The following is a 25284-nucleotide window of genomic DNA, read 5'->3' on the forward strand; positions in this document are numbered from 1 at the left end:
CGCTCAGTCCGTCCGCATCACCTGGCCGGGGTCGGCCCGCGCGTCGCGGCGGCCCCAGGCCCCGGCCTCGACCATGGCGAGGAACTCGGCGAGGTGGCTGTTGAACAGCCCCGGCTCCTCGAGGTTCAGCGTGTGGCCGGTCTTGGGCAGGACCAGCAGTCCCGAGGCGGGCATGGTCTTCTTGAGGAAGATGCCCGGCTGCAGGCAGTGATCGTCCTCGTCCCCGACCATGATCAGCGTCGGCAGGACGCAGGCTTTGAGCCCGTCCTCGAGATCCCAGAACGAGGGACGCCGCGCCTGCACGCCGCGCATGGTGTTGGCGGCCCCCACGCTGTCATGCCGGGCAAGCCGGGTGACGAACTTCAGGTGCTCGCGCGGGTCCTTGTTCTCGAACTGCACGCGGCTGGCGCCGCGGCCGTAGATCTCGGCAAATCCGGCCGGATCGGCCTCGAACTTCTCGGCCACGGTGAGCGAGACGCCGCGGAAATACTCCTCTGTCTCCTTCTCGCAGCCATAGCCCGCCCCCGCCACGGTCAGCGACAGCGCCCGCCCGGGATAGCTGAGGCCGAAGTGCACGGTGGCGAAGCCGCCCATCGACAGGCCGACGATATGCGCCTTCTCGATGCCGAGGTGGTCGAGCACCGCCACCGCGTCATCGACCGCGATGGCCTGGGAATATTTCCCGACATCGGCCGGGATGTCCGACGGCGCATAGCCGCGCGCCGCGTAGGTGATGCAGCGGTGGCGCCGCGCGAAGGCGCTCATCTGCGGCTCCCACGCGTCGTAGTTGCCGCCGAACTCGTGGATGAAGAGGATCGGCGTTCCGGCCTCTCCCGCGGTCTCGTAGTAGAGTTTCGTGCCGTCCTTGGCGGTGGCGTACATGGGAGCCCCCTCAGAACAGGGCGGGCACGTCCGACAGGCCCTTGGCCGTCTCGACGTAGTCCGCGAGTTTCGATGCAAGCTTCTCCGCCCAGGCCTCGGGCACGGTGGTCGAGACCTTGATGAAGCGGCTGCCGAAGGTTTCGGTGTGGTAGGCGCCCTGGCGGATCATCACCCCGTCGAGCCGCGCGGCCTCGACGATCGCCTCGGGCGTGGTGCCGCAGCCGTCGATCTCGATCACCAGGAAGTTGCCGTGCGAGGGCCAGACCGGAACCGACATGCCGAGCGCCTCCGCGGCCTCCTTGATCCGGACCTTGTTGGCCTGGTCGACGCGGCGCACCTCGGCCATCCACTCGGCCTTGACCCGGAGCCCGGCCAGCGCGCCGCGCTGCGCCACCACCGAGCCGCCAAGCACCGACGTCGAGGCCCCGGCGAATTCCGCGATGAGCTCGGGGCGGGCGAGGATGCCGCCGATCCGCATCCCGGCAAGGCCGAGCCACTTCGAGAAGCTGAAGGTGCAGATGCAGTTCTCTGTATCCACCGAGACCGCCGGCGTATGCGCGTCGGCGAAGTCGCGATAGGTGCAGTCATGCACCAGCAGCGCGCCGTTTTCCTTCGCGATCGCCGCGAACTCGGCGATTTCCGCGGCGGTGTAGGTGACGCCGAGCGGGTTGTTCGGGTCGACCACGTAGACGATGGCGCAGCGCTCGTCGATATGGGCGCGCAGCATGTCCGGCGTCAGCTTGTAGTTGGTCTCGGGCCCGTAGATCGGCGTCTGCACGATCTCGGCGCCCTGCTGGGCGGCGAAGAGGCAGGGCCATTTCCAGGTCGGATCGGTGGTGACCAGCGTGGTCCCGGGCTTGGCGCGGGCGCGGCAGACCAGCGACAGCGCGTTGACGCCGCCCTCGGTCACCAGCGCCTCGAGCCCCGGCACCCCGAAGTCCTCGACGATGGCGGCGCGCAGGTCCTCGAAGCCGAGCGGCGGCGCGTAGGCGTTGAACTCGCCCCGGGTGATCGAGTCGACCATCGCCGCGGTCACCGCGGGATGCGCCGGGATGTGGTTGGTGTTCTGCCCCATCCACGCCAGGTCCGGCGTGTTGAACAGGTCGTCGAAGTAGCGGTTGCGGACGGCGAGGCTGCTCATCAGATCACCGAGCCGCGCGCGGCGATCCCGCCGTCGATGGTGACCACCGTGCCCGAGATGTAGCCGGCCTTGGGCGAGGCGAGGAAGGCGCAGAGATCGGCCACTTCCTGCGCGGTGGCCGGGCGCTTGCCGGGGTACTTGTCGTAGAGCTCTTCCCAGCGGCTCTCGTCGCCGAGCATGTCGATCGCCTTGCGCTTCATGATCTTGAGCATGCGGTCGGTGTCGACCGGGCCGGGGTTCACGCCGACGACGCGGATGCCCTCGTCGAGCGAGCGGCCGCCGAGCGCCTTGGTGAAGGACATCAGCGAGGCGTTGCCGGTGGAGCCGGCGAAATAGGCCGCATCCCAGTTCTCGCCCGAGTTGCCGATGACGTTGATGATCACGCTGTCGGCCTTGCCCTTGCGCTTCTGCCAGAACAGCCGCGACAGGGTGATGTAGCCGAAGACCTTCAGCTCGAAACCGCGGCGCAGCGCCTCGTCGGTGACGTCGGTGATCGAGCCGGCCGGGATGTCGCCGGCGTTGTTGATCAGGATGTCGTAGTCGCCCGCGGCCTCGTCGAGCGCGGTCATCGCCTCGGCCGAGCCGAGGTCGGCGGGATGGATGGTCACCGACACGTCGTACTTGGCCTCGATCTCGGCCTTGAGCGCGGCAAGGGCCTCGCCGTTGCGTGCGGCGAGATGGAGGTTGCAGCCCTCCTCGGCCAGAGTCAGGGCGCAGCTGTAGCCGATCCCCTTCGAGGCACCCGTGATCAGGGCAGTCTTGCCGGACAGGTCGAGTTTCATCGTGGTCTCCTAGTGTATGCAAAGTTTCGCTATCTGCATACACAACACTTTCATCCTGTCCATAGGTCAATTTCACCCGCTCCGAAAAATCCAGAGCAAACTTCATATTTTTATGGATCGCCGGGAAAAGCGTCGTGAAGTGCCTCACGGGAATGCAGCCTCTCCCGCAATCCGCTTAAAAATCCGGCATTAGGCGAATTCCGTCCAGAATTTATCTCTCTGCATACCGTTTTGCGCTTTACGGATACTTTGACCTGGGGTTTGAGTCGCCCTGCCAGCCCGGGCGGTACCCGGACGGAAAGGATACAGATGGCTCAGGTCAGACTCGCCGGACTCGGCAAGACGTATGAAGGCGCTCATGCCAACACCATCGACGGGCTCGATCTCGAGGTGGCGGACGGAGAGTTCCTGGTCCTCGTCGGACCCTCGGGCTGCGGCAAGTCCACCACGCTGCGGATGATCGCCGGGCTCGAGGAGCCGACCGCGGGCGAGATCTGGATCGGTGCGCGCCGGGTCGACGGGCTGGAGCCGCGAGAGCGCGACATCGCCATGGTCTTCCAGAACTACGCGCTCTACCCGCACATGACCGTGGCGCAGAACATGAGCTTCGGGCTGCGGCTGGCGAAGGTGCCCAAGGCCGAGATCCGGCGGCGGGTCGAGTCCGCCGCCGAGACGCTGGGGCTTTCGGGCTACCTCGACCGCCACCCCAAGGCGCTTTCGGGCGGGCAGCGCCAGCGCGTCGCCATGGGCCGCGCCATCGTGCGCGAACCGGGCGTCTTCCTCTTCGACGAGCCGCTGTCGAACCTCGACGCGCAGCTGCGCGGCCAGATGCGCACCGAGATTCGCCGCCTGCACGACCGGCTCTCGGCCACCACCGTCTATGTCACCCACGACCAGGTCGAGGCGATGACCCTCGCCGATCGCGTCGTGGTTCTGAAGGACGGCCGGATCGAGCAGCAGGGCAGCCCGCAGGAACTTTACGACCGCCCCGCCACCCGTTTCGTCGCCGGCTTCCTCGGCTCGCCGCAGATGAACATCCTCGCGGGCAAGGTGGCGCAGGGGATGCTCGATCTTGGCGCGGGCAGCCTGCTTGCCCTCGGCGCCGAGCGCGCCGCGCCGCTCGAGGGGCGGCGGGTCGACGTCGGCATCCGCCCCGAGGCCTTCCGTCTCGCCGCGCCCGAGACCGCGCTCATCCACGCGCGGGCGGAGATGGTCGAGCTGCTGGGTGCGACCTCGCTCGTGCATTTCACCCATGCCGGCCTGCCCTGCACCGCGCTGCTCGAGCCCGCCGAGGCGCCGCGCCCGGGCCAGCAGGTGCACCTCGGGCTCAGCCCCGACCGGATTTCCCTATTCGACGCGGATTCGGGCCGCGCCGTCTGACCAACAAGAGCTGCAAGGCCATCCCCATCCCCGACAGGAGAGCTTGACATGAAACGCCTATTCCTTGCCGTCCTGGCCGGCGGCACCGCGCTGAGCGCCGTCCCGGCGCTTGCGCAGGACGCGGCCTGCACCGCCGAGCCGGTCACCCTGCGCATCCTGCGCACGCCCGGCAACTACCCCTATCCCGCCGCCATGGAAGCCTGGCAGAAGGAGCACCCCTGCGTCTCCTTCGAGGTGAACGAGGTGCCCTTTGCCCAGCTCGGCGACACGATCGCCGTGCAGGCCGCATCGGATGATCCGCCCGACATCCTGGTCTACGACGGGCCCAACACCCAGTCCTATGCCAAGGCGGGGATCCTGCTGCCGGTCACCGACTACCTGCCTGAAGGCTGGGCCGACGACATCCTGCCCGCGACCCGGGCCGAGCACAGCTACGAGGGCGAGGTCTACTCGCCGGGCATCGAGCAGACCACCGTCGCGATGTACTACAACAAGAGCCTGACCGACGCCGCCGGCATCACCCCGCCGCAGACGCTCGACGAGGCCTGGACCTGGCCCGAGGCGCTCGCGGCGTTCAAGGCCTGCCAGCAGGGCGATCCGGGGGCACCGACCGTCTGGGGTCTCGGGCCGACCCGCTTCGGCAACGGCCAGCCCGGCCTCGTCTACCAGGACCTGATCTACCAGCGCTCGAACGGCGATCCCGAGGCGGATCCCGAGAGCTCGGCCTACAAGACCTTCTGGGCGATGGCGCCGGACGGCTCGACGGTCGAGGGCTATCTCGACACGCCCGAGGCGATCGAGGCGCTGACCTTCTACCGCGCGCTCTTCAACGAGGAGGCCGTGGCCCCCAAGGTCGGCATCCCCAACGCCTTCTTCGACGGCAAGGCCTGCTTCTACATCGACACCCCGGCGGCCGGCTCGGCGCTGCTGAAGGATCCGGTGATCGACTGGGGCATCACCCCGATCCCCTACTTCAAGACCCCGGTGGTGCACACAGGATCGACCACCATCGGCGTGACCGCGCGCTCGAAGAACCCCGAGATCGCGGCGCAGTTCGCGGTCGACATGAGCTGGGGCGAGCTGGCCTACATGAACGTCAGCCAGCGCGGCAACCTGCCGACCCTGAAGTCGCTCTTCGACCGCTTCCCGGTGTACCAGGACTACCCGATGAAGGTCTTCGTCGACCAGCTCGAGCACTGGGGCCAGCCGCGTCCGCCGAGCCCCTACTTCGCCCAGTACGACCGCGTCGTGACCGACGCGATCCGCTCGGTGGCCTTCGGGGGTGACCCCGAGGAGGCGATGCAGAACGCCGAGCGCGAGGTCGCCCGGGCGATGCGCCGCTGACCAGATCCTCCCTGACTGCCGGGCACCGTGACGGTGCCCGGCCCTTTCCCCGAATTCCGGAGCCGGCATGACCGCGATAGACCGACAGATGACGGCCCCCAGCCTGGACCGTCGCCCCGACCGCACCGCGCGCCAGCGCCGCGACACGCGCACGGCCTTCGCCTTTCTCGCGCCCTTCCTGCTGCTCCTGCTGATCTTCCAGTACCTGCCGCTGGCGATGATGGCGAAGAACGCCTTCATGGACTACTCGCTGCTCAACCCCGGCGCGGCCAAGTTCGTCGGGCTGCTGAACTTCGAGGACATGATCCACTTCGACGACGCGCGCGAGAGCCTTGCGGCGACCTTCCTCTTTGCCCTCGTCGTGGTGCTGATCGTCATCCCGCTGGGCTTCGTCCTCGCGCTCTTCCTCAATTCGAGCCTGCCCGCGCGCGGCGTCGTGCGCACCATCATCATGCTGCCCGTGGTGACCTCGGCGGTCGTCGTGGCGACCATGTGGAACTTCCTGCTCGACCCGTCGAACGGGCTGATCAACGGGGTCATGTCGCTGCTCGGCCTGCCGCGCCAGCCTTTCCTGACCTCGCCGAACCAGGCGCTGATCATGATCTCGGTGATGACCGCCTGGCAGCAGGTCGGCTTTGCCGCGATCCTCTTCCTCGGCGGCCTGCAGGGCGTGCCGAAGGAGCTGGCCGAGGCGGCGCGGATCGACGGCGCGACGCGCTGGCAGGTGCTGTGGAACATCACCGTGCCGCTGCTGTCGCGCACCACGCTCTTTGTCGTGGTGATCATGACTGTCTTCTCTCTGCAGGCCTTCGCCCCGGCCTTCCTGATGACCGACGGCGGCCCGCAGGACAGCACCAACCTCATCGTCTACCACATCTACAAGATGGCCTTCGTGATGCAGAACGCGGGCTATGCCTCGGCGCTGTCGGTGGTGCTGCTGCTGATCGTTCTCGGCATCTCGCTGCTGCAGATGTGGCTTCTCCGAGCGAAGTGGAACTACTGATGACCGCCCTGCGCAAACCGCTTGCCCTCAGCCTCGTCCTGCTGCTGATCCTCGCCTGCTTCTTCGCGCCCTTCCTGTGGATCGTGTCGAACTCGTTCAAGCCGCAGCTCGGCATCTTCGCCGATGTCACCCCGATCAGCTGGCGCACCTTCCTGCCGCTCGAGCCGGTGCTCGAGAACTACCGCACGCTCTTCGAGCGCACCAACATCCTGCGCGCGCTGCTGAACACGGCGATCGTCTCGGCGGGGCAGGTGGCGCTGACCCTCGTGCTGTGCGCGATGGCCGCCTACGCGCTGACCCGCATCCGCTTCCGCGGCGCCAAGGCGGTCTTCGTGGTGATCCTGCTGACCTTCCTGCTGCCGGTCGAGGCGATGCTCGTGCCGCTCTTCCAGGTGGTCTCGGGGCTGGGGCTGAACAACACGCTGCTCGGAGTGATGATCCCCTGGATCGCCTCGCCCTTCGGGCTCTTCCTGCTCAAGCAGGCCTTCGAGGAACTGCCGCGCGATCTCGAGGACGCGGCGCGGATCGACGGGGCCGGGCACGTCCGCATCTTCGTCTCGGTGATCCTGCCCAACGTGAAGGTGCCGCTGCTGACGCTGGGCCTCGTGACCTTCCTGTTTTCCTGGAACAGCTTCCTGTGGCCGCTGGTCATCGCGCAGAGCCCCGACATCCAGCTCATCCAGGTGGCCATCGCGCAGCAGGGCTCGCCCACGCAGCTGCCGAACTGGGGCGAGACCTTCGCCGGCGCCACCGTCGCAACGCTGCCGCTCATCCTGCTTTTCCTGCTGCTGCAGAAGTACTTCACGCAGGGCATGGCGATGAGCGGCATCAAGGGCTGACGCCCGACTCCACACACCCAGAGGACCTCCGACCATGACCGATTACCCGAAACCCGAGTGCTATTCCGACGGCGAGTGGGAGGCCCGCGTCTCGCTGGCCGCCGCCTACCGCATGGTGGCGCGGCTGGGGCTCGATGACCTCATCTACAACCACATCTCGATGCGCGTGCCGGGCACCTCGGACCAGTTCCTGATCAACCCCTACGGCCTGCTCTTCAGCGAGATCACCGCCTCGTCGCTGGTCAAGATCAACACGCGTGGCGAGGTGATCGAGGAGACCGAGCACACCGTCAACAAGGCCGCCTTCGTGATCCATGCCGCGGTGCACAAGTCGAGCGAGACCGCGCATTGCGTGCTGCACACCCACTCCGACGCCTCGACGGCGGTTTCCGGCCAGCCGGACGGGCTGCTGCCGCTGAGCCAGTTCGCCATGCGCTTCTACAACCGGCAGGGCTTCCACGACTACGAGGGCGTGGCGATCGACGAGGCCGAGCAGCAGCGCATCGTCGCGCACCTGGGCGACAACCCGGTCATGCTGATGCGCAACCACGGCATCCTCACCGTCGGGCGCACCGCGGGCGAGGCCTTCATGCTGCTCTACTATTTCGAGCGCGCGGCGAAGATCCAGCTGCAGATGCAGGCCGCCTGCGCCTCGGGCATCCCGCTGGTGATCCCGGACCACGACGTCTGCGAGAAGGCGGCGCGGCAGTTCTGGGAGCTCAAGGGCGACATCCTCATCCCCGGCGAGCGTGAATGGCCGGCGCTGATGCGCGATCTCGACCGCGTCGATCCGGGCTACCGCGCATGAGCCGCCAGATCCGTTTCGGCCTGTTCCTGCTCGGCACCGGCAGCCACATCTCGGGCTGGCGGATGCCGGGGGCGATCGACGGGTTCGAGGACATCGCCGAGATCACCGCGATCTGCCAGGAGGCCGAGCGCGGGCTCTTCGACCTGATCTTCATGGGCGACAACCTCAATGCCGATCCCTCGGCGCACCCGTCCTACTGCTCGCGGCTCGAGCCGCTGACCATGCTCTCGGCGGTGGCGATGGCGACAAGGCACGTGGGGCTCGGGGCGACCTCCTCGACCACCTACGGCGATCCCTGGACGCTGGCGCGCGGCTTCGCCTCGCTCGATCACATCTCGGGCGGGCGCGCGGCGTGGAACTCGGTCACCACCTCGAACCCGCAGGCGGCGGCCAATTTCGGCACCACCCACCCCGACCACGCCCGCCGCTACGAGATGTCGGCCGAGTTCATCGAGGTGGTGAAGAAGCTCTGGGGCGCCTGGGACGAGGGCGCGCTGGTGAAGGATCCCGAGAGCGGCACCTATTTCGACGCGGGCAGGATCCACGCCATCGACCACGAGGGACCCTTCTTCAAGGTCAAGGGGCCGGTGAACATCTCGCGCCCGCCGCAGGGACGGCCGCTGATCCTGCAGGCCGGGGGCTCCGAGCCCGGGCAGGAGCTGGCGGCGAAACATGCGGACGTCGTCTTCACCGTGACGCAGGACCGCGCCGAGGCGGCGGAGTTCTACGCCGGGCTGAAGGCGCGCCTGCCGAAGAACGGCCGCAGCGAGAGCGATCTCGTCATCCTGCCCGGCGTGATGCCGGTGGTCGGCCGCACCGAGGCCGAGGCCCGCGCCAAGCTTGCCCGCCTGATGAGCTTCGTCGATGACGAGACCGCGCTCGGCATGCTCTCGGAGCGGTTCAACACCGACCTCCGCGGCCATGACCTCGACGGGCCGATCCCCGACCTCGGCGAGAACGACGCCTACCACGCCTTTGCCAAGGCCATGCTCTCGAAGGCCAAGCGCGAAAACATGACGCTGCGCGACCTCTACTCGCTGGTGGCGGCCGCGCGCGGGCACTGGGTGCTCTGCGGCTCCGCCGAGCAGGTGGCCGACACGTTGCAGGAGTGGTTCGAGAGCGGCGCGGCGGACGGGTTCAACGTCATGCCCGGCTGGTTCATGGACGGGTTCACCGACTTCATCGACCTTGTGCTGCCCATCCTGCAGGAGCGCGGCCTCTACAAGACCGCCTATGCCGAGGGCACGCTGCGCGACAAGCTCGGTCTGCCCGCTTGATCCGCCACGAGGCCGATACGCCTGCCGGCCCGGTCCGGATGACCGCGGCAGGCGGGCAGGGGCGTCCGCTCCTGCTGGTGCACGGCTGGGGCGGGCAGGGGGCGCAATGGGACGCGCTGCTGCCCGGGCTCGCCGCGCGCTTCGCAGTCCACGTCGCCGACCTGCCGGGCGGCCCCGGCGCGCCGCTCTCCGGCCCGGTCGACATGGCGAGCCTCGGGCAGGGGCTGGCGCGGCTTCTGGAGGCGGCGGACCTTCGCGGCGCGCTGCTCGTCGGGCACTCGATGGGCGGGCCGGTGATCGTCGAGGCGGCGCTTGCCGCCCCCGCGCGGGTCGCCGGGCTGCTGGGGCTCGACACGCTTGCCGACCGCGCCTTCTACGGCGGCAGCAGCCCCGCGGTGATGGCCGCCCGCCGCGCCGGCTTCGCCGCCGATCTGCCCGGGCAGACGCGCGCCATGATCCGGGCGATCGCCGCCCCCGCCACGCCCGAGGCCACGGTCCAGGCGATCTCTGCCGACGTGCTCCGCGCGCGGGCCGAAGACCTTCTGGCGCTGCGCGACGCGCTCTTTGGCTGGCGGGCCGGGGACCGGGTGCCGCGGCTCGGGCCGCCGCTGCGGCTGCTGACCTCGGCCGAGGTCGCCGCGGCCCATGCCCGCGACCCTCTGCCCTGCCTCGCCGATGTGCCCGAAACCGTCTACGGAACGGGCCATTTTCCCCAGATCGAAGCCCCGGACCGGCTCCTTCCGGCCCTGCTGGCTGAACTTGACCAATTTGGAATTGACTGAGATGAATGCCGTGGGGGAGGATCTGTATATTCCAATTCGCTTTTGGGTATACTGACACCGCCTTTCCCCTCGGCTCATTCCGGACGTCTCCCTGATGCAGGATCCCATCTAATGAACCAGATCATCGACACGCGACCGGACAAGGCGCGGCTGCGCCAGCCGACCCGCTCCGAAGAGCTGCAGGACGACCTCAAGCGGCTGATCGTCGAGGGGGAAATGAAGCCCGGCGACCGGCTCGACGAGACCGAGATCGCCAAGCGCTTCGCCGTCTCCCGCACGCCCGTCCGCGAGGCGATCAAGGGGCTCGTGGCCAGCGGCCTCGTCGAGGTGCGCGGGCGGCAGGGCACCTTCGTTGCGACCCTCTCCATCCCGATGCTGATCGAGATGTTCGACCTGATGGCGGCGCTCGAAGGTCTCTGCGCCCGGCTCGCCGCGCGGCGCGCCACCCGCGAGGAGAAGGAGCGGATGCTCGAGATCCAGGCCCGGCTCGAACAGGCCTTCACCGACAACGACCCCGAGGCCTTCTACGCGATAAACGAGGAATTCCACGACCTGCTCTACATGGCCGGGCACACGCATTTCCTTGCCGACCAGACCGTCGCGCTGCGGCTGCGGCTGTCGCCCTACCGCCGGCAGGTGACCTTCCAGCCCGGCAAGATGCGCGCGACGCTGACCGAGCACCGGCGGATCATCGAGGCCATCGACGCGGGCGATCCCGACGAGGCGATGTCGGCCGCCAGCGAGCACGTCCGCCTGCTGGGCGATCACCTCTCGGATTTCATCGCGACGATCCCGCCGCATCTGCTGGGATGACCTTGGCCGGCGCCGTGCGGGGCTGATCCCGGACGGCCCCGCGTCACGAGACATGGGGCGGCCCGCGTTCGGGCCGCCCTTTCGCTGTTCGCTTGCCGCTCAGTCCCTGCCGTGCGCGACCTGCTCGGCCGAGACGAGCCGCCGCTGCCAGAGGTAAAGCGCAAGCCCGATGCCGAGGCCGATCAGGTCCGACAGCCAGCCCGCGTCGAGCATGGCGAGCGCGCCGCCGATGAGCAGCAGCCGGGGGATCCAGCCGATCCGCCCGAAGTACCAGCCGATGATCCCTCCCGAGAGCAGGTAGATCCCCAGCAGCGCCGAGATGGTGACATGGATCGTGTCGAACCAGTCGCCCTGCATCAGCAGCGAGTCCGAGAAGAAGAACATGTAGGGCACCACGAAGGCGGCAAGCCCGATGCGGAAGCTCTCGACGCTGGTCTTCATCGGGTCGGACTGCGCCAGCGCAGCGCCTGCGTAGGCGGCCAGCGCCACCGGCGGGGTGATCGCCGACATGACCGCGAAGTAGAAGATGAAGAAATGCGCGGTGAGCGGCTCGATCCCGAGGTTCACGAGGCCCGGCGCGATCACCGAGGCGGCGACGGCATAGGCGGCGGTGGTCGGCATCCCCATGCCGAGGATCACCGCGACGAACATCGAGAAGACCATCGCCAGCAGCTGCGACTGGTCGGCGATGCCGAGCAGCAGCGCCGAGAAGCGCGTGCCGATGCCGGTGAGCGCGATGACCCCGACGATGATCCCCGCCGCGGCGCAGACCGCCACCAGCTGCAACGCCATGCGCGCGCCGAGGTCGAGCGCGTGGAACAGCTGCCGCGGCCCCATGCGGTTCGGCGTCAGCCACGAGACCACGGCGGCGGTGATCATCGCCAGCGTGCCGCAGCGGATCACCGAGTAGCCGACGAAGAGCGCCCAGCTCAGCACCACGATCGGCGCGAAGAGATAGGCCTGCCGCATCAGCGCGCCGAGCTTCGGCAGCGCCGAGCGCGGCAGCCCGACCATGGCGAAGCGCTGCGCCATGAGGTCGACCATGAAGAACACCGAGGCGAAGTAGAGCACCGCGGGGATCAGCGCCGCCCAGATGATGTCGGTGTAGGGAATGCCGGTGATCTCGGACATGATGAAGGCGCCCGCGCCCATGATCGGCGGCATGATCTGCCCGCCCGACGAGGCCGCGGCCTCGACCGCCGCCGAGGTCTGCGCGCGGTAGCCAACCTTCTTCATCAGCGGGATGGTCAGCGAGCCGGTGGCCACCACGTTGCCCGCCGAGGTGCCGTTGATCATGCCCATCAGCCCCGAGGCGAAGACCGCCACCTTGGCCGGCCCGCCGCGCTTGTGCCCGGCGGCGGCGAAGGCGACGTTGACGAAATAGGCCCCGACGTGGGTCGCCTGCAGGAAGGCGGCGAAGACCACGAAGAGGATGATGTAGGTCGACGAGATCGCGATCGGCGCCGAGAGGATGCCGTTGTCGGTGTAGATGTAGGAGAAGAACCGCTTCGCCGTGTAGCCGTCGTGGTGCAGGATCCCCGGCAGCCAGGGCCCGGCGAAGGCATAGGCCACGAAGACCGAGGCGATGATCACCAGCGCCAGCCCGGCCATGCGCCGCACCGCCTCGAGGATCAGGATCACGCCGGTGATCGCCGCCCACATGTCCGAGGGCTGGGCCATGGGCATGCCCGCCCGCAGCTGCAGGGCGCGGGCGAAGTAGATGACGTAGCCGGTCGAGGCGATCGCGGCGAGCGTCAGCAGCACGTCGGTCGGCGTCCAGCGGTTCAGCTTGCGGGCCGAGAAGAGCCAGCCGTGCACCACGGTCAGCGCGGTGCCGAGGGTCAGCGGCAGGCCGAAGCTGGTGATCGTCCAGGCCGGCGGCTTGGCCGAGCCGGTCAGCCACCAGCTGCCCCAGAGCGTGGCGATCGCGGCAAAGCCGTAAAGCACGCAGGCGGCCGCCGGGACCAGCAGCGCGAGGCTCGGCAGGCTGCGGCCGCGCGAGGGTTTTTCGGGATCGACCGTGTGCGCGCCGAAGAGCAGGAAGCCGAGCGCCAGCCCGCCGCCGAGATGCAGCAGCCGGTAGGTCCAGGTCTCCAGCGGGTAGAGGTTCATCACGACGAGGTGGAACAGCGTGTAGGCGGCGCAGGCGGTGGCGAAGGCGTGGTTGCGGATGCCATCGAAGATCCGCTGGTTGCTGGCGGGGGGCTCCTCGTCGACGGCGGAGGTCGCCGAGACAGGGGCGTCGAGCCCGTCGAGCGGGCCCGGCGCGGAAAGGTCACCGCGGGCGGTCGTGGTCATGGCATCACCGGAAAGCAAAGCGTGTCAGGGAAACCGCGGGCCGGGTCCTCCGGCCCGCAGGGCAGCGCGCGAGACCGGCTCAGCGCAGCTCTTCGGGGATGGTGATCCCGATTTCCTCGTAGTAGCGCACGGCGCCCGGGTGGAACTTCATGAAATCGTTGGTGTTCCAGTTCTCGGCCATGGTCTCGACGGCGGATTTGTGGACCTGCTGCATCCGCGCGTTGTCGCCGAGCACCAGCTTGGTGATCTCGTAGGCAAGGCTCTCGGGCAGGCTCTCGTTGGCGATGGCGTAGTTCCACATGGCGACGGTGGCGACATCCGCGTCCTGGCCCTTGTAGGTGCCCGCCGGGATGGTGAAGGGCTGCATCGAGGGCACGGAGTCGGTGAACGCCGCGACATTGTCCTCCGAGAGTCCGATGAAGGTCACGTCCTGCTGGATCGCCAGTTCGGAATAGGCGCCGGTCGGGATGCCCGAGGCGTAGACGAAGGCGTCGATCAGCCCGTCGCCAAGCTGGCCCGCGGCATCCGAGGCGCCGGCGAAGCTGGCGTTCACCTCGATGCCCGCATCCGAGAAGTAGCGCTGCCAGTAGGTCGCCGAGGTGCCCGAGGCCGGGCCGAAGTTCACCCGCTTGCCGGCAAGGTCCTCGACCGTGGCGATGCCCGAGCTCTTCAGCGCCGCGGCCTGCAGCGGCGTGCGGTACATCGGAAAGAGCGCGCGCAGGTTGGCCGCCTCCATGCCGGGCATGAGCTCGCTCTCGCCGGCGATGGCCTCCTGCGCCGGGCCCATGGTGGTGAAGCCGACGAGGGTTTCGCCCGCCTCGACCAGCGCGACGTTCTGGATCGGCCCGCCGGTGACCTCGACGCTGGTGCTGACGCCGAGCGCCTCGCCGATCATCGAGGCCAGCCCCGAGCCCCAGACGAAATAGGCGCCGCCCTGCGAGCCGGTGGAAATCGACAGGCTCGACGGCCAGTCGGACTTGTCCTGCGCGGCGGCGGGCAGCGCGGCGAGCGCGCCGGCGACGAACGCCGACATGGTGATGAGTTTCATGCTGGTCTTCCTCCCAAGGTCTCCTCCGGTGCGGCGCCTCGCGGCAAGGACGCACCCACGACGAACACCATGGCGGGGAGGGGCATTCAGATGAATGCTCAGGAGATTATATTCAAAATCGTTATTATCCGTGCGGGGTTCAGGCGCTGGCCTCGATCTCCTCGAGGTGCCGCTCGAGCGTGGCCAGCAGCGCGTCGCGCTGCGGATCGCGCGTGCCGCGGGTCCAGGCGGCGGCGAGGATCAGCTTCGAGCGCGTCGTGCCCTCGGGCATGGTCAGCCGCACGAAGGTTACCCCGGGCACCGCGATGCGCGAGCTCCAGCGCGGCACGATCGCCAGACCCGCGCCCGAGGCGACGAGGTTGACGATCGTGTGCTTCTCCTCGGCGACCTGCGAGATCCGCGCGGTGAGCCCGGCGTCGAGAAAGAGCTTGATGGTCAGGTCATGCGAATGCGGCCGCGAGCGGCGATCGGGCACGATCAGCGGCGCATCGACCAGATCGCCGATCGACACCTCGGCGCGGCTGGCAAGCGGGTGGTCCGAGGGCAGGGCGACCACGGCGCTCTCGAAGAACAGCGTGCGGAAGTTGATCCGCGGGTCGCGCACGTCGGGCGGGCGGCAGAAGGCAAGGTCGAGGCTGCCGCTCAGCAGCTTGGGCAGCAGGTGGATGGTCTTCTGCTCGATGATCTGCACCTCGAGCGCGGGGTGCTCGGCGCGGACCAGCTGCAGCAGCTGCGGCACCAGCCCGGCCGCCGCGCTGTCGATCGCGCCGACCCGCAGCACCGCGCTTTCGGCCTTGCGGATCTCCCGCACGCGGGCCTCGATCCGCTCGGCCTGATCGACCAGCGCCCGCACCTCCTCGAGCACCGCCTTGCCCGCCTCGGTCAGCGCGACCGACCGGGTCGTGCGCAAGAAGAGCCGGGTCTCGAGCCGCTCCTCGAGCAGGCGGATCTGCCGCCCCAGCGAGGCGGGAAGCATGTCGAGCGACTGCGCCGCGCGCCCGAAATGCAGCGCGTCGGCCGCCGCGAGGAAGCATTTGAGCTGCGCGATGTCCATCCTGCCCCCTCCGCGGACTATTTCAGTTCTGTATATAATCCTGCGAAAGTTGAGAAGTCCACGCCTTGCCCCGTACCTTTTCCCGGTGATTGCCGCACCGGCGTCGCGGGGGAGGAGACAGCGAAGCGCCGGGACCGGCCGGCCGTCCTCTTCCTGCGCGCCGGTCGCAGGCCGACCCATGGAAGAGGACGGTAAGAGCCCATGAAGACCTACAAGATCGCAGCCATCCCGGCGGACGGCATCGGCCCGGAAGTCATCGCCGCCGGGCTGCAGGCGCTCGAGGCGCTGGCCCGGCGCGACGGCGGCTTCGGCTTCGACGTGACCGAGTTCGACTGGAGCTCGGCGCGCTACAAGAGGACCGGCGCGCTGATGCCCGAGGACGGGCCCGAGCAGCTCAAGGCCTTCGACGCGATCTTCTTCGGCGCGGTCGGCGCGCCCGACGTGCCCGACCACATCACGCTCTGGGGGCTGCGCCTGCCGATCTGTCAGGGGTTCGACCAATATGCCAACGTGCGCCCCACCAAGATCCTGCCGGGCATCTCCTCGCCGCTGGCGGGGGTCGGGCCGGGCGATCTCGACTGGGTGATCGTGCGCGAGAATTCCGAGGGCGAGTATTCCGGCCACGGCGGGCGGGCGCACAAGGGGCTGCCCGAGGAGGTCGGCACCGAGGTCTCGATCTTCACCCGCGTCGGCGTCACCCGGATCATGCGCTACGCCTTCGCGCTCGCCCAGTCCCGCCCGCGCAAGTTCCTGACGGTGGTGACCAAGTCCAACGCGCAGCGCTTCGGCATGGTGATGTGGGACGAGATCGCCGCCGAGGTGTCGAAGGAATTCCCCGACGTGACCTGGGACAAGATGCTGGTCGACGCGATGACCGTGCGCATGGTGAAGAACCCGCGCAGCCTCGACACCATCGTCGCCACCAACCTGCACGCCGACATCCTGTCGGATCTCGCGGGGGCGCTGGCCGGATCGCTTGGCGTCGCGCCGACCGGCAACATCGACCCCGAGCGGCGGTATCCCTCGATGTTCGAGCCGATCCACGGCTCGGCCTTCGACATCACCGGCAAGGGCATCGCCAACCCCGTCGCCACCTTCTGGACCGCGGCGCAGATGCTCGAGCACCTCGGCGAGAAACCCGCCGCGGACCGGCTGATGCGCGCGGTCGAGAAGGTCTGCGCCGACGGCATCCTGACGCCGGACGTCGGCGGCAGCGCCACCACGCGCGAGGTGACCGAAGCGGTCTGCGACGCCATCCGCGGCGAGAACATCTGAGCAAGGCCGGATCCCATGAGCAGCAACAGGTTGAAAATCGCCGTCATTCCCGGTGACGGCATCGGCAAGGAAGTCGTGCCCGAAGGGCTGCGCGTGCTCGAGGCGGTGGCCAAGCGCCACAACCTTGGCCTGCAACTCGACGGGTTCGACTTCGCCTCCTGCGATCACTACGCGCAGCACGGCCAGATGATGCCCGATGACTGGAAGGCGCAGGTCGAAAGCCACGATGCCATCTTCTTCGGCGCGGTCGGCTGGCCCGAGACGGTGCCTGACCATGTCTCGCTCTGGGGCTCGCTGCTGCAGTTCCGCCGCCAGTTCGACCAGTACATCTCGCTGCGCCCGGCGCGGCTGATGCCGGGCGTGCCGTCGCCGCTGGCCGGGCGCGGCCCGGGCGACATCGACATGTGGATCGTGCGCGAGAACACCGAGGGCGAGTATTCCTCGATCGGCGGGCGCATGTTCCCCGGCACCGAGCGCGAAATCGTGCTGCAGGAGACGGTGATGACCCGCACCGGCGTCGACCGGGTGCTGGAATATGCCTTCGAGCTGGCCGCGCGCCGTCCGCGCCGGCGGCTCACCTCGGCCACCAAGTCGAACGGCATCTCGATCACCATGCCCTACTGGGACGAGCGGGTCGAGGAGATGGCCCGCGCCTATCCCGAGGTGAGCTGGGACAAGTATCACATCGACATCCTGACCGCGCATTTCGTGCTGAACCCCGACCGCTTCGACGTGGTGGTCGCCAGCAATCTCTTCGGCGACATCCTGTCGGATCTCGGCCCGGCCTGCACCGGCACCATCGGCATCGCGCCCTCGGGCAACATCAACCCCGAGCGCCGCTTCCCCTCGCTCTTCGAGCCGGTGCACGGCTCGGCGCCCGACATCGCGGGGCAGGGGATCGCCAACCCGATCGGGCAGATCTGGGCCGGGGCGATGATGCTCGAGCACCTCGGCCATCCCGAGGCGGCGGCCGAGATCGTCGCGGCCATCGAACGGGTGCTGGCCGAACCCGCCCTGCGCACCCGCGACCTCGGCGGCAGCGCCGACACGCAGACCTGCGGCAGGGCGGTGGCCGATGCGCTTGGCTGAGGCCTCGCCCGCCGAGACCCCGGGCGCGTCCCGCACCTTCCTGCGCGCGCTCTTCGACGCGGCGGTCGCGGCCGCCGACCCGATGCGCTGCATCCCCGAGTGGCTGCCGGAGCGCCCCTCCGGCCGCGTCGTGGTGATCGGCGCGGGCAAGGCCTCGGCCCGCATGGGCGAGGCGGTGGAGCGCGCATGGGGCCCCTGCGAGGGGCTGATCCTCACCCGCGATGGCTATGCGAGGCCGCTGCAGGGGATCGAGGTGGCCCTCGCCGCGCACCCGGTGCCGGATGGGCGCGGACTGCAGGCGACGCGGCGAATGATCGAGCTTCTGGAGGGCTGCGGCGAGGCGGATTTCGTCCTCGCCCTGATTTCCGGCGGCGGCTCGTCCCTGCTGACCTGCCCGGCGGGGGATATCACCCTCGAAGAAGAGCAGGAGATGACCCGCGCACTGCTCTCCTCGGGCGCGCCGATCGCCGAGATGAACACGCTGCGCAAGCACCTGTCGCGCGCCAAGGGCGGCAACCTCGCCGCCGCCGCGTGGCCGGCACGGATGCTCTCGCTGGTGGTGTCGGACGTGCCGGGGGACGACCCGGAGCTCATCGCCTCGGGACCCACCGTTGCCGACAGCACGACACCCGCGCAGGCGCTGGAGATTGCCCGGCGCTGGTCGATCCCGCTCACCCCCGCGATGCGGGCGGTGCTGGCCGGCCCGCCGATGACGCAGCCGCCCGGCGCCCCCAAGCTTGCGCACAGCGAGACCCGCATCGTCGCGGCGCCCGCGCAATCGCTCCGCGCCGCCGCCGCGCGGGCGGAAGAAGCGGGCTGCCGGGTGGAGATGCTCGGCGACGCGCTGGAGGGCGAGGCGCGGGACCTCGCCCATGCCCACGCCGCGCTGGCGCTCGAGACCCGCGCCCGCCTCGGCCCGGACGCGCCGCCGGTGCTGCTGCTCTCGGGCGGCGAATGCACGGTGACGCGCCGGGGAAACGGCCTCGGCGGGCCGAATGCCGAATACGCGCTGGCGCTCGCCCTCGCGCTGCGGGGCGCGCCGGGGATCAGCGCCATCGCCTGCGACACCGACGGCGTGGACGGCGCCGCCGAGGTCGCGGGCGCGATCATCGACGAAGCGACGCTGAGCCGCGCCGCCGCGCTGGGGATCGACCCGCAGGCTGCGCTTGCCGCCAACGACAGCCACGGCTTCTTCGCCGCGCTCGGCACGCAGGTGGTGCCGGGCCCGACGCTGACCAACGTCAACGACTTCCGCGCCATCCTGATCTCGGGGACCGCCCGCTGACCTTCGAAAGGGACAGCCGGCCGCCAGCCACGCGCCGTCTGCGAGACCGACACCCCGAAGGCCGGGCGAGGCGGCAGAGCGCCGAGATGCTCGGTTCAGCGACGAAGGGCGATGCGCTGACGGGCGACTTGAAGCCGTGTGAAGCAGGCGGCGGCGTTTTCGACGCATTGGTTCACTGCAAAAGGCTCGACGGGGCACTGGCCTCCCCCTTGCGTGGTGCCGGGACCGGCGAGGAGCCCGACCGCCTTTTCGAATGCCGCGCGCGCAACTGCGGCCCGCCTGCGGGCGAACCTGAGGCGGCGATCGAGGACGCGGAGACCGCGATCACCATCGCCACCCTGCTCGGAGCGGTCCCGCGCAGGAGCTGCGCCCGAACAGCCGGTGCGGAAACGTGCAGGTCGCCTGCGTTGCCGTCTTCGAGGACCTAGACCAGCAGGCCGGGCAGTTTCCCGGCGTCCGCGGCCTCGTGGCAATGATCGATGAAGGCCTGGATCGTGCGCGACACATGGGCCGCGCGCGACATCGCGATCCCGAGTTGAAGCGGACGAACGTCGCTGTTCAGGGGAATGAACTTCAACAACTTTCCGTCCATGGCCGAATCCGAGACCGTCCGCATGTTCGAGATGCCGAAGCCGAAGCCGTTGGCGACGAGGCTGCGCTGAACCGAGACCTCGCTGGTGCGCTCGGCGATCCGCGGGCGACGCCCGAGGGCGCGGAAGAAGGACAGGAAATAGTCCGAGCTGTGCGGCAGATCGAGAAGGATCATGTCATGATCCACAAGGTCATCGATGGCCAGCTCGCGGCGCGGGGCCAACGGGTGCGCGACGTCGACCATCACGTAGGGCGGCAGGGACTGCAGGGGCTGGAAGTCGATATCGCTCGGCAACGACAGGTCGTAGGTCAGCGCGACATCGATGCGCGACGAGCGCAGAGCATCGAAGATCTGCGCCTGGTCCAGCTCGACCTGGGCGAAATCGACGCTTTCGTACTTGTCGACGAAGCTGCGGCGGAGCTGGGGCACCATCAGCTGGACGAAGGTGCGCATGCACCCGACCCGGAGCGAGCCACGTACGCTGCCGGTGTAGATATGCGCCATGTCGTTGAGCTTGTCGGCGGCTTCGATGACGGCGCGGGCCTGCTCGATGAAGCTCTCGCCGGCGGGGGTCAGCACCGAACCCTGCGAGTGGCGGCGGGTGAAGAGCTGCACCCCGAATCCGGCTTCGAGCTGGGCGATGGCCGAGGACATCGAGGGCGCGGTGACGTTCACCTTGTCCGCCGCTAGGGCGATGCTGCCCGCTTCACCTACCGCGATGAAGTACTCGAGTTGTCGCAGGGTAAATCGGAGGGGCATGTCCTTCACCTTCTACTGACCGGACGGTCCTGAAACCGCCCGCGATGGCACTGTGCCTATTCATCACCCGGAACGCCATAGGAGGGCGCGTGCCCGGGATCGAGGGCCCGTGCCACGTAGTCATCCATCTGGGGCGCGTAAACTTCATAGGCGCCCTCGAGAGCGGCAACTGGGCAGTCCGGGGTCCAGTCGATGCGCAGGTCGGCAAGTGGCCAGCTCTGCGTATCGACCAGAAGCAGCCCGGCGGAGCGGACCGGTCCTGCCTCGCCACCCGCCTCGAGCCCGGCGCGGAGCGCGCCGACGAGCCTTGCGCCAAGATGGCCGGTGCTGTTCGAGAAGGCCTGCACCATGACCTCGGGCACCCCCGCGTCAGCAAGGAGGTTGCCAGCTGCCGCCGCGTCGCGGGTCTCGGCCTCGGACCACATGCCAAGGACCTTCTTGCCGGAATAGACGGCTGCCTGACCGGAGCGATCCACGGCCAGCACCTGCCGGAAGGCCATGTGCGCGCCGCGCCGCTCGAGGATCGCGAGCGCCTCGCGCGGGCTGGCGCCTTTTTCCATGAGCGCCAGCGCGTGGGGGCCGAGCCGCGGATCGGTGATGTTCTGCGTCGCGACGGCACCCACGCCCGCGCGTGCGAAGGCGCAGCGGGCCGCGACCGCCGGCGAGGACGACGAGATCGCGACGCCGAACATCCCGGTCTCGACGCAATGCCCGATGATGGAAAATGTCATGTGACCTCCGAGGGGCGAGCTGCCCCCAGTAACTGTGTTGTCATCCTCGTGGCGGCGGCAGGTGGGAGCCCGCGCCGACCATGACGTCAATCGGGGATGACGGCGGTCGCATCGATTTCGACCAGCCATTCGGGACGGGCCAGCGCGACGACCACGAGCCCGGTGCAGACCGGGTGGACGCCCCTGATGTACTCGCCCATGGTCCGGTAGACCGCCTCGCGGTGCCGGACATCGGTGAGGTAGACCACCAGCTTCGTCACGTGGGCCATCTCGCCACCGCATTCCTCGACAAGCTGGCGGATGTTGCTCATGACCTTGTGGGTCTGCTCGACCGGATCATTGCTCCTGATGTTCTCCGCGGTGTCGAGGTCCTGCGGGCATTGGCCGCGAAGGTAGATCGTCGTGCCGCCCCTGGTGACCACGGCCTGCGCCAGATCATTGTCGAGCTTCTGCTCGGGGTAGGTGTCGCGGGTGTTGAACTTGCGGTGCCGGAGATGCGCCATGGTTGGGTGACTTTCTGAAAAGGGGCACGAAGCCCGCTGGAGATGGGGTCAGGCAGAGGGCCGGGTGGCGCGCATTGCCGGCCGGGACTCGAAGGCGTCATGCCAGTCGGCGAGTGCCGGATGCGCGCTGCGCCAGTCGAGATCGGGAAAACGGAAGCCGAGCCATCCGAGGGCGCAGCCACAGCTGATCGCGCCGATGTCATGGCAGTCGGGTGCAGGCAGGTCGGCATCCATCGCGGCGAGCGCATCGAAGACCTTTTCCCGCTGCTTCTCGATCCAGAGCGCCCAGCGATGATCCTCGGGGCGGACCAGCGTCTCGTAGCGGATCAGCAATGCCGCATCGAGCAGCCCGTCCGCCAGCGCCTGCCGGCGCAACGCCGTCCAACGCGCGGGTCCGGGAGCCGGGAACAGGCCACCGCCGCAGGTGCTGTCGAGATATTCGCAAATCACCCGGCTGTCATAGAGCGGCGTGCCGTCCGCGGTCTGCGCCGCCGGCACCTTGGCCAGCGGGTTGGCCTGCTGGATCGAGAGATCCCGCTCCACCGGATGGGCAGCGGTGTTGCGGAGTTCGATCTCGTCCGCGATCCCCAGCTCATGCGCCACCGCCATGACCTTGCGCACGAAGGGAGAGGCCGAGCCCCAGAACAGCGTCAGGGTCATGCCGCGGCCCCGTCGATCACGAGGGCGATCTTGCCGAAGTTCTGCCCGCTCTCGAGCAGAAGGTGCGCGGCTTGTGCCTCGGCCAGCGGCAGCGCCTTGGACAGCACCGGGCGGACCTTACCGGAACCGATCAGCGGCAGCAGCTGCGCGCGCACCCTGGTGGCGATCATGGCCTTTTCCGCATCGCTCTTGGGGCGCAGGGTCGAGGAACTGAGCCATAACCCCTTGCGCATCACCAGGCCAAGATCGACCGGTGCCATCATGCCCGTCATGAAGGAGAGCCCGATATGGCGCCCGCCCGGCGCCATGCAGGCGAGGTGCCTGTTGACGGCGTCACCGCCGAGAATGTCGAGCACCACGTCGACCCCGGCGTCCGCGGTCAGGCGCATCACCTCGGCGGCGAGGTCGGCGCTGCGGTAGTCGATGGCGTGGACGCCCATCGCCGCGAGGCGGGCGCATTTCTCGGGGCCGCCCGCTGTCACGATGACCTCGGCGCCGATTGCCTTCGCGAGTTGCAGCGCGAGCGTGCCGATGCCGCTGGCGCCGCCCTCGATCAGGACCCGGTCACCGGCCTTGAGCGCGCCGCGGTCAAAGAGGTTGTGCCAGATGGTGAAGAGCCCCTCGGGCAGCACCGCCGCCTCGGCAAGGCTTACCCCGTCGGGCACCGGCAGGCACTGGTCGGCCTTCGCGGTGACCTTCGTGGCGTAGCCGCCGGCCTTGACCAGCGCCATGACCCGGGTGCCGATCAGCGCCGGGTCGACGGCTTCTCCCACGGCCTCGACGGTGCCGGAGACCTCCAGCCCGAGGATGTCGGAGACATCCGCAGGGGCGGGCAGGGCTCCGGAGCGCTGCATGAGATCGGGACGGTTCACGCCCGCCGCCGCGGTGCGGATCAACAGCTCTCCGGCGCCCGGCGCGGCGATGCTGCGCTGCACCAGCTCGAGCACTTCGGGGCCGCCGGTGCCGTTCGCGATCACGGCGGAGATGGTCTGTCCCAGGTCGGTCATGCGGCGGCCCCCTTGTCTTGCCTGGCATAGATCGCCGGCCCGGATTGCGGCAGCGCAATGCCGACGGCGGTGCCTGCCGGCAGCGCCTGGCGCGAGGGCACACGCAGCATCACGCGGCGATCTTCTCCAGCCGCGGACCGGCAATCGAGATGCAGCTCGGCATAGCTTCCCTGGTAGACCGAAAGAGCCACGCTGGCCGGGATGGTGCCAGGCGTGCCCGCCTCGGCAAGTGCGCAATGTTCAGGACGCACGAACAGCGTCACGGGGCCGGGTGCGGGCAGCTCATCCTGATAGGCGTGGACCGAGAGCGGCGTGCCACCGACCGACAGCGCGACACAGGCACCGTCGCGGCTGAGCAGTTCGGCGTCGAACAGGTTGGCATCACCGACGAAGGTCGAGACGAACTGGTTCCGTGGTTGGTCGTAGATCTCGCTCGGGGTGCCGATCTGGCGGATGCGGCCGCGCGACATCACGGCGATCCGGTCGGACATGCTGAGCGCCTCGCCCTGATCGTGGGTGACGAAGACCGTGGTCAGGCCGAGCCGGGTCTGGATCTCCTTCAGCTCGACCTGCATGGCGGTGCGCAGATTGCGGTCGAGCGCCGAGAACGGCTCGTCGAGCAGCAGCACCCGGGGACGGATCACCAGCGCCCGGGCCAGGGCCACGCGTTGCTGCTGGCCGCCCGAGAGCTGCCGGGGTCGGCGGTCGGCGAAGTCCTCGAGCTTGACGAGCGCCAGCGCCTCGCGGACGCGCTGCGCAATCTCGGCCTTGGGCACCCGGCGCGTCCGCAGCCCGTAGGCGACGTTCTGCGCCACGCTCATGTGCGGGAACAGCGCGTAGTTCTGGAAGACGATGCCGATCTCGCGCTGATGCGGCGGCACCTGCGTGACGAGGTCGCGTTCGATGAACAGCTCGCCCTTGTCGGCCTCGAGAAAGCCCGCGATCAGGTTGAGCAGCGTGGTCTTGCCGCAGCCCGACGGGCCGAGCAGCGTCAGGAACTCGCCGCGCCGGATCTTCAGCCAGACCGGCTCGAGCGCGACGATGCCGGAGAAGGACTTCGAGACCCCGTCGATCTGGACAGCGGGATGCTCCCGGGTGGGTTGCGGCGCGGCGGCAGAGATCTCACTCGACATTGAGGACCTTTTCGAGACGGAAGAACTTGTGGACGATCAGCAGGATGAGGGCGACCACGATGACGTAGATCACCGAAACGGCGGCGAGCGTGGGATCGGCATATTCGCGGACGTAGTTGTACATCGCGACCGGCAGCGTCTGGGTGCGCTGGTTGACCACAAAGAGCGACGCGGTGAACTCGTTGAACGACAGGATCGCCGCGAAGAGCCCGCCCGAGATCAAGCCGGGCATCAGCAGGGGCAGGGTGATGGTCAGCAGGACGTGGCGCGGCCCGGCCCCGAGGCTCTCGGCGGCCTGCTCGTAGCGGCGTTCGAAGTTCTGCAGCGACACGTAGACCGAGCGGACGACAAAGGGCATGACGATGATCACGTGCACGGCCACCACGAGCCACATCGACCGCGGCAGCGAGGCCGCCGCCGACAGGATCAGCAGGCCGAGGCCGATGGTGAAATTCGGGATCACCAGCGACGACATCAGGATGCCATTGAGCAGGCCCTTGAGCGGGAACTCGTAGCGGTTCAGGACGTAGGCAAAGCCGGCCCCGGCGATCAACGCGATCACCGCACCGAAGGCAGCGATCCTGAGCGAGTTCAGAAGCCCCTCGCCGAAATCGCGGTATTCGAAGGCATTGGCATACCAGCGCAGCGACCAGCTCTTCGGCGGGAAGCTCAAGATGGCCCCGTCATTGAACGACGCGATGGCGACCACGACGAAGGGCAGCAGCACGAAGCCGAGGATCAGCGTCAACAGGATGCGTCCGGACCAGTCGAGCAGGTGGTCGAGGGGTGTCTTCTTCAT

At 68.7% G+C, this 25284-nt stretch carries 24 protein-coding genes; 11 read left to right on the forward strand and 13 right to left on the reverse strand.

The genetic code is table 11. The features are described from left to right. Positions 1 to 3: 3 nt before the first annotated feature. The 3 genes from PVT71_RS25905 to PVT71_RS25915 are packed head-to-tail and all read right to left on the reverse strand — an operon-like array spanning position 4 to position 2805. Positions 4 to 882, reverse strand: coding sequence for an alpha/beta hydrolase (locus PVT71_RS25905; RefSeq protein WP_353476087.1), 879 nt, complete (start codon positions 880 to 882; stop codon positions 4 to 6). A gap of 10 nt (positions 883 to 892) precedes the next feature. Beyond that, positions 893 to 2023: a pyridoxal phosphate-dependent aminotransferase gene (locus PVT71_RS25910; RefSeq protein ID WP_353476088.1), complete on the reverse strand. Its 1131-nt coding sequence runs from the start codon at positions 2021 to 2023 to the stop codon at positions 893 to 895. Further along, positions 2023 to 2805 carry an SDR family oxidoreductase gene (locus PVT71_RS25915; protein ID WP_353476089.1) on the reverse strand — a complete coding sequence of 261 codons (783 nt, stop codon included), beginning with the start codon at positions 2803 to 2805 and terminating at the stop codon, positions 2023 to 2025. Before PVT71_RS25915 ends, PVT71_RS25910 begins: the two co-directional genes overlap by 1 nt. A 309-nt stretch (positions 2806 to 3114) precedes the next feature. On the opposite strand from PVT71_RS25915, the gene ugpC reads away from it, so the two are divergent. The 8 genes from ugpC (at position 3115) to PVT71_RS25955 (ending at position 11051) form a co-directional block, all read left to right on the forward strand. Then, positions 3115 to 4185 (forward strand): sn-glycerol-3-phosphate ABC transporter ATP-binding protein UgpC, encoded by a 1071-nt coding sequence (gene ugpC, locus PVT71_RS25920; RefSeq protein WP_353476090.1) that lies wholly within the window; start codon positions 3115 to 3117, stop codon positions 4183 to 4185. 48 nt (positions 4186 to 4233) lie between these two features. Beyond that, entirely contained in the window at positions 4234 to 5529 is a 1296-nt protein-coding gene (locus tag PVT71_RS25925) for an extracellular solute-binding protein (RefSeq protein WP_353476091.1), read from the forward strand. A gap of 88 nt (positions 5530 to 5617) precedes the next feature. Further along, the gene (locus tag PVT71_RS25930; RefSeq protein WP_353476092.1) at positions 5618 to 6532 is read left to right on the forward strand and encodes a sugar ABC transporter permease; all 915 of its coding nucleotides are present in this window, start codon (positions 5618 to 5620) and stop codon (positions 6530 to 6532) included. Further along, on the forward strand, positions 6532 to 7371 hold the full coding sequence (locus PVT71_RS25935; RefSeq protein ID WP_353476093.1) for a carbohydrate ABC transporter permease: 840 nt from the start codon (positions 6532 to 6534) through the stop codon (positions 7369 to 7371). Before PVT71_RS25930 ends, PVT71_RS25935 begins: the two co-directional genes overlap by 1 nt. Positions 7372 to 7405: 34 nt before the next feature. Next, positions 7406 to 8179: a class II aldolase/adducin family protein gene (locus PVT71_RS25940; RefSeq protein ID WP_353476094.1), complete on the forward strand. Its 774-nt coding sequence runs from the start codon at positions 7406 to 7408 to the stop codon at positions 8177 to 8179. Continuing rightward, positions 8176 to 9456 (forward strand): LLM class flavin-dependent oxidoreductase, encoded by a 1281-nt coding sequence (locus PVT71_RS25945; RefSeq protein WP_353476095.1) that lies wholly within the window; start codon positions 8176 to 8178, stop codon positions 9454 to 9456. The genes PVT71_RS25940 and PVT71_RS25945 overlap by 4 nt, the downstream gene beginning before the upstream one ends. Continuing rightward, positions 9453 to 10238 (forward strand): alpha/beta fold hydrolase, encoded by a 786-nt coding sequence (locus PVT71_RS25950; protein ID WP_353476096.1) that lies wholly within the window; start codon positions 9453 to 9455, stop codon positions 10236 to 10238. Before PVT71_RS25945 ends, PVT71_RS25950 begins: the two co-directional genes overlap by 4 nt. A gap of 111 nt (positions 10239 to 10349) precedes the next feature. Continuing rightward, positions 10350 to 11051, forward strand: a complete 702-nt coding sequence (locus PVT71_RS25955) for a GntR family transcriptional regulator (RefSeq protein WP_353476097.1) — start codon at positions 10350 to 10352, stop codon at positions 11049 to 11051. 99 nt (positions 11052 to 11150) lie between these two features. Here the strand turns inward: PVT71_RS25955 and PVT71_RS25960 are convergent, their stop codons facing one another. The 3 genes from PVT71_RS25960 to PVT71_RS25970 all read right to left on the reverse strand — a co-directional run bounded on the left by PVT71_RS25960 (position 11151) and on the right by PVT71_RS25970 (position 15451). After that, positions 11151 to 13349 carry a TRAP transporter permease gene (locus tag PVT71_RS25960; RefSeq protein WP_353476098.1) on the reverse strand — a complete coding sequence of 733 codons (2199 nt, stop codon included), beginning with the start codon at positions 13347 to 13349 and terminating at the stop codon, positions 11151 to 11153. A 79-nt stretch (positions 13350 to 13428) separates the two neighbouring features. Beyond that, complete coding sequence (locus PVT71_RS25965) at positions 13429 to 14397, reverse strand: TAXI family TRAP transporter solute-binding subunit (RefSeq protein ID WP_353476099.1); 969 nt, start codon at positions 14395 to 14397, stop codon at positions 13429 to 13431. A gap of 139 nt (positions 14398 to 14536) precedes the next feature. Next, positions 14537 to 15451 (reverse strand): LysR substrate-binding domain-containing protein, encoded by a 915-nt coding sequence (locus PVT71_RS25970; protein ID WP_353476100.1) that lies wholly within the window; start codon positions 15449 to 15451, stop codon positions 14537 to 14539. A gap of 201 nt (positions 15452 to 15652) precedes the next feature. Here PVT71_RS25970 and PVT71_RS25975 point away from each other — a divergent pair, with 201 nt between their 5' ends. Genes PVT71_RS25975 through PVT71_RS25985 form a run of 3 tightly spaced genes read left to right on the forward strand, consistent with a single transcriptional unit; the run spans position 15653 to position 19100 of the window. Continuing rightward, a complete protein-coding gene (locus PVT71_RS25975; protein WP_353476101.1) occupies positions 15653 to 16726 on the forward strand; it encodes a tartrate dehydrogenase in 1074 nt (357 codons plus the stop codon). 15 nt (positions 16727 to 16741) lie between these two features. Further along, the gene (locus tag PVT71_RS25980) at positions 16742 to 17815 is read left to right on the forward strand and encodes a tartrate dehydrogenase (protein ID WP_353476102.1); all 1074 of its coding nucleotides are present in this window, start codon (positions 16742 to 16744) and stop codon (positions 17813 to 17815) included. Next, entirely contained in the window at positions 17802 to 19100 is a 1299-nt protein-coding gene (locus tag PVT71_RS25985) for a glycerate kinase (RefSeq protein ID WP_353476103.1), read from the forward strand. Before PVT71_RS25980 ends, PVT71_RS25985 begins: the two co-directional genes overlap by 14 nt. A 424-nt stretch (positions 19101 to 19524) precedes the next feature. Here PVT71_RS25985 and PVT71_RS25990 read toward each other — a convergent pair whose 3' ends face one another. From PVT71_RS25990 to PVT71_RS26020, 7 genes are all read right to left on the reverse strand, one after another. Beyond that, the gene (locus tag PVT71_RS25990) at positions 19525 to 20451 is read right to left on the reverse strand and encodes a LysR family transcriptional regulator (protein WP_353476104.1); all 927 of its coding nucleotides are present in this window, start codon (positions 20449 to 20451) and stop codon (positions 19525 to 19527) included. Positions 20452 to 20507: 56 nt separating this feature from the next. Further along, positions 20508 to 21182 (reverse strand): DUF1028 domain-containing protein, encoded by a 675-nt coding sequence (locus PVT71_RS25995; RefSeq protein WP_353476105.1) that lies wholly within the window; start codon positions 21180 to 21182, stop codon positions 20508 to 20510. 86 nt (positions 21183 to 21268) lie between these two features. After that, a complete protein-coding gene (locus PVT71_RS26000) occupies positions 21269 to 21685 on the reverse strand; it encodes a RidA family protein (RefSeq protein ID WP_353476106.1) in 417 nt (138 codons plus the stop codon). A gap of 48 nt (positions 21686 to 21733) precedes the next feature. Continuing rightward, the gene (locus PVT71_RS26005) at positions 21734 to 22345 is read right to left on the reverse strand and encodes a glutathione S-transferase family protein (RefSeq protein WP_353476107.1); all 612 of its coding nucleotides are present in this window, start codon (positions 22343 to 22345) and stop codon (positions 21734 to 21736) included. Further along, positions 22342 to 23352, reverse strand: coding sequence for an NAD(P)H-quinone oxidoreductase (locus PVT71_RS26010; RefSeq protein WP_353476108.1), 1011 nt, complete (start codon positions 23350 to 23352; stop codon positions 22342 to 22344). Before PVT71_RS26010 ends, PVT71_RS26005 begins: the two co-directional genes overlap by 4 nt. Beyond that, entirely contained in the window at positions 23349 to 24485 is a 1137-nt protein-coding gene (locus PVT71_RS26015; RefSeq protein ID WP_353476109.1) for an ABC transporter ATP-binding protein, read from the reverse strand. The genes PVT71_RS26010 and PVT71_RS26015 overlap by 4 nt, the downstream gene beginning before the upstream one ends. Beyond that, positions 24475 to 25284, reverse strand: coding sequence for an ABC transporter permease (locus PVT71_RS26020; protein WP_353476110.1), 810 nt, complete (start codon positions 25282 to 25284; stop codon positions 24475 to 24477). The genes PVT71_RS26015 and PVT71_RS26020 overlap by 11 nt, the downstream gene beginning before the upstream one ends.

This window comes from Salipiger sp. H15, from assembly GCF_040409955.1.
Classification (GTDB): domain Bacteria; phylum Pseudomonadota; class Alphaproteobacteria; order Rhodobacterales; family Rhodobacteraceae; genus Salipiger.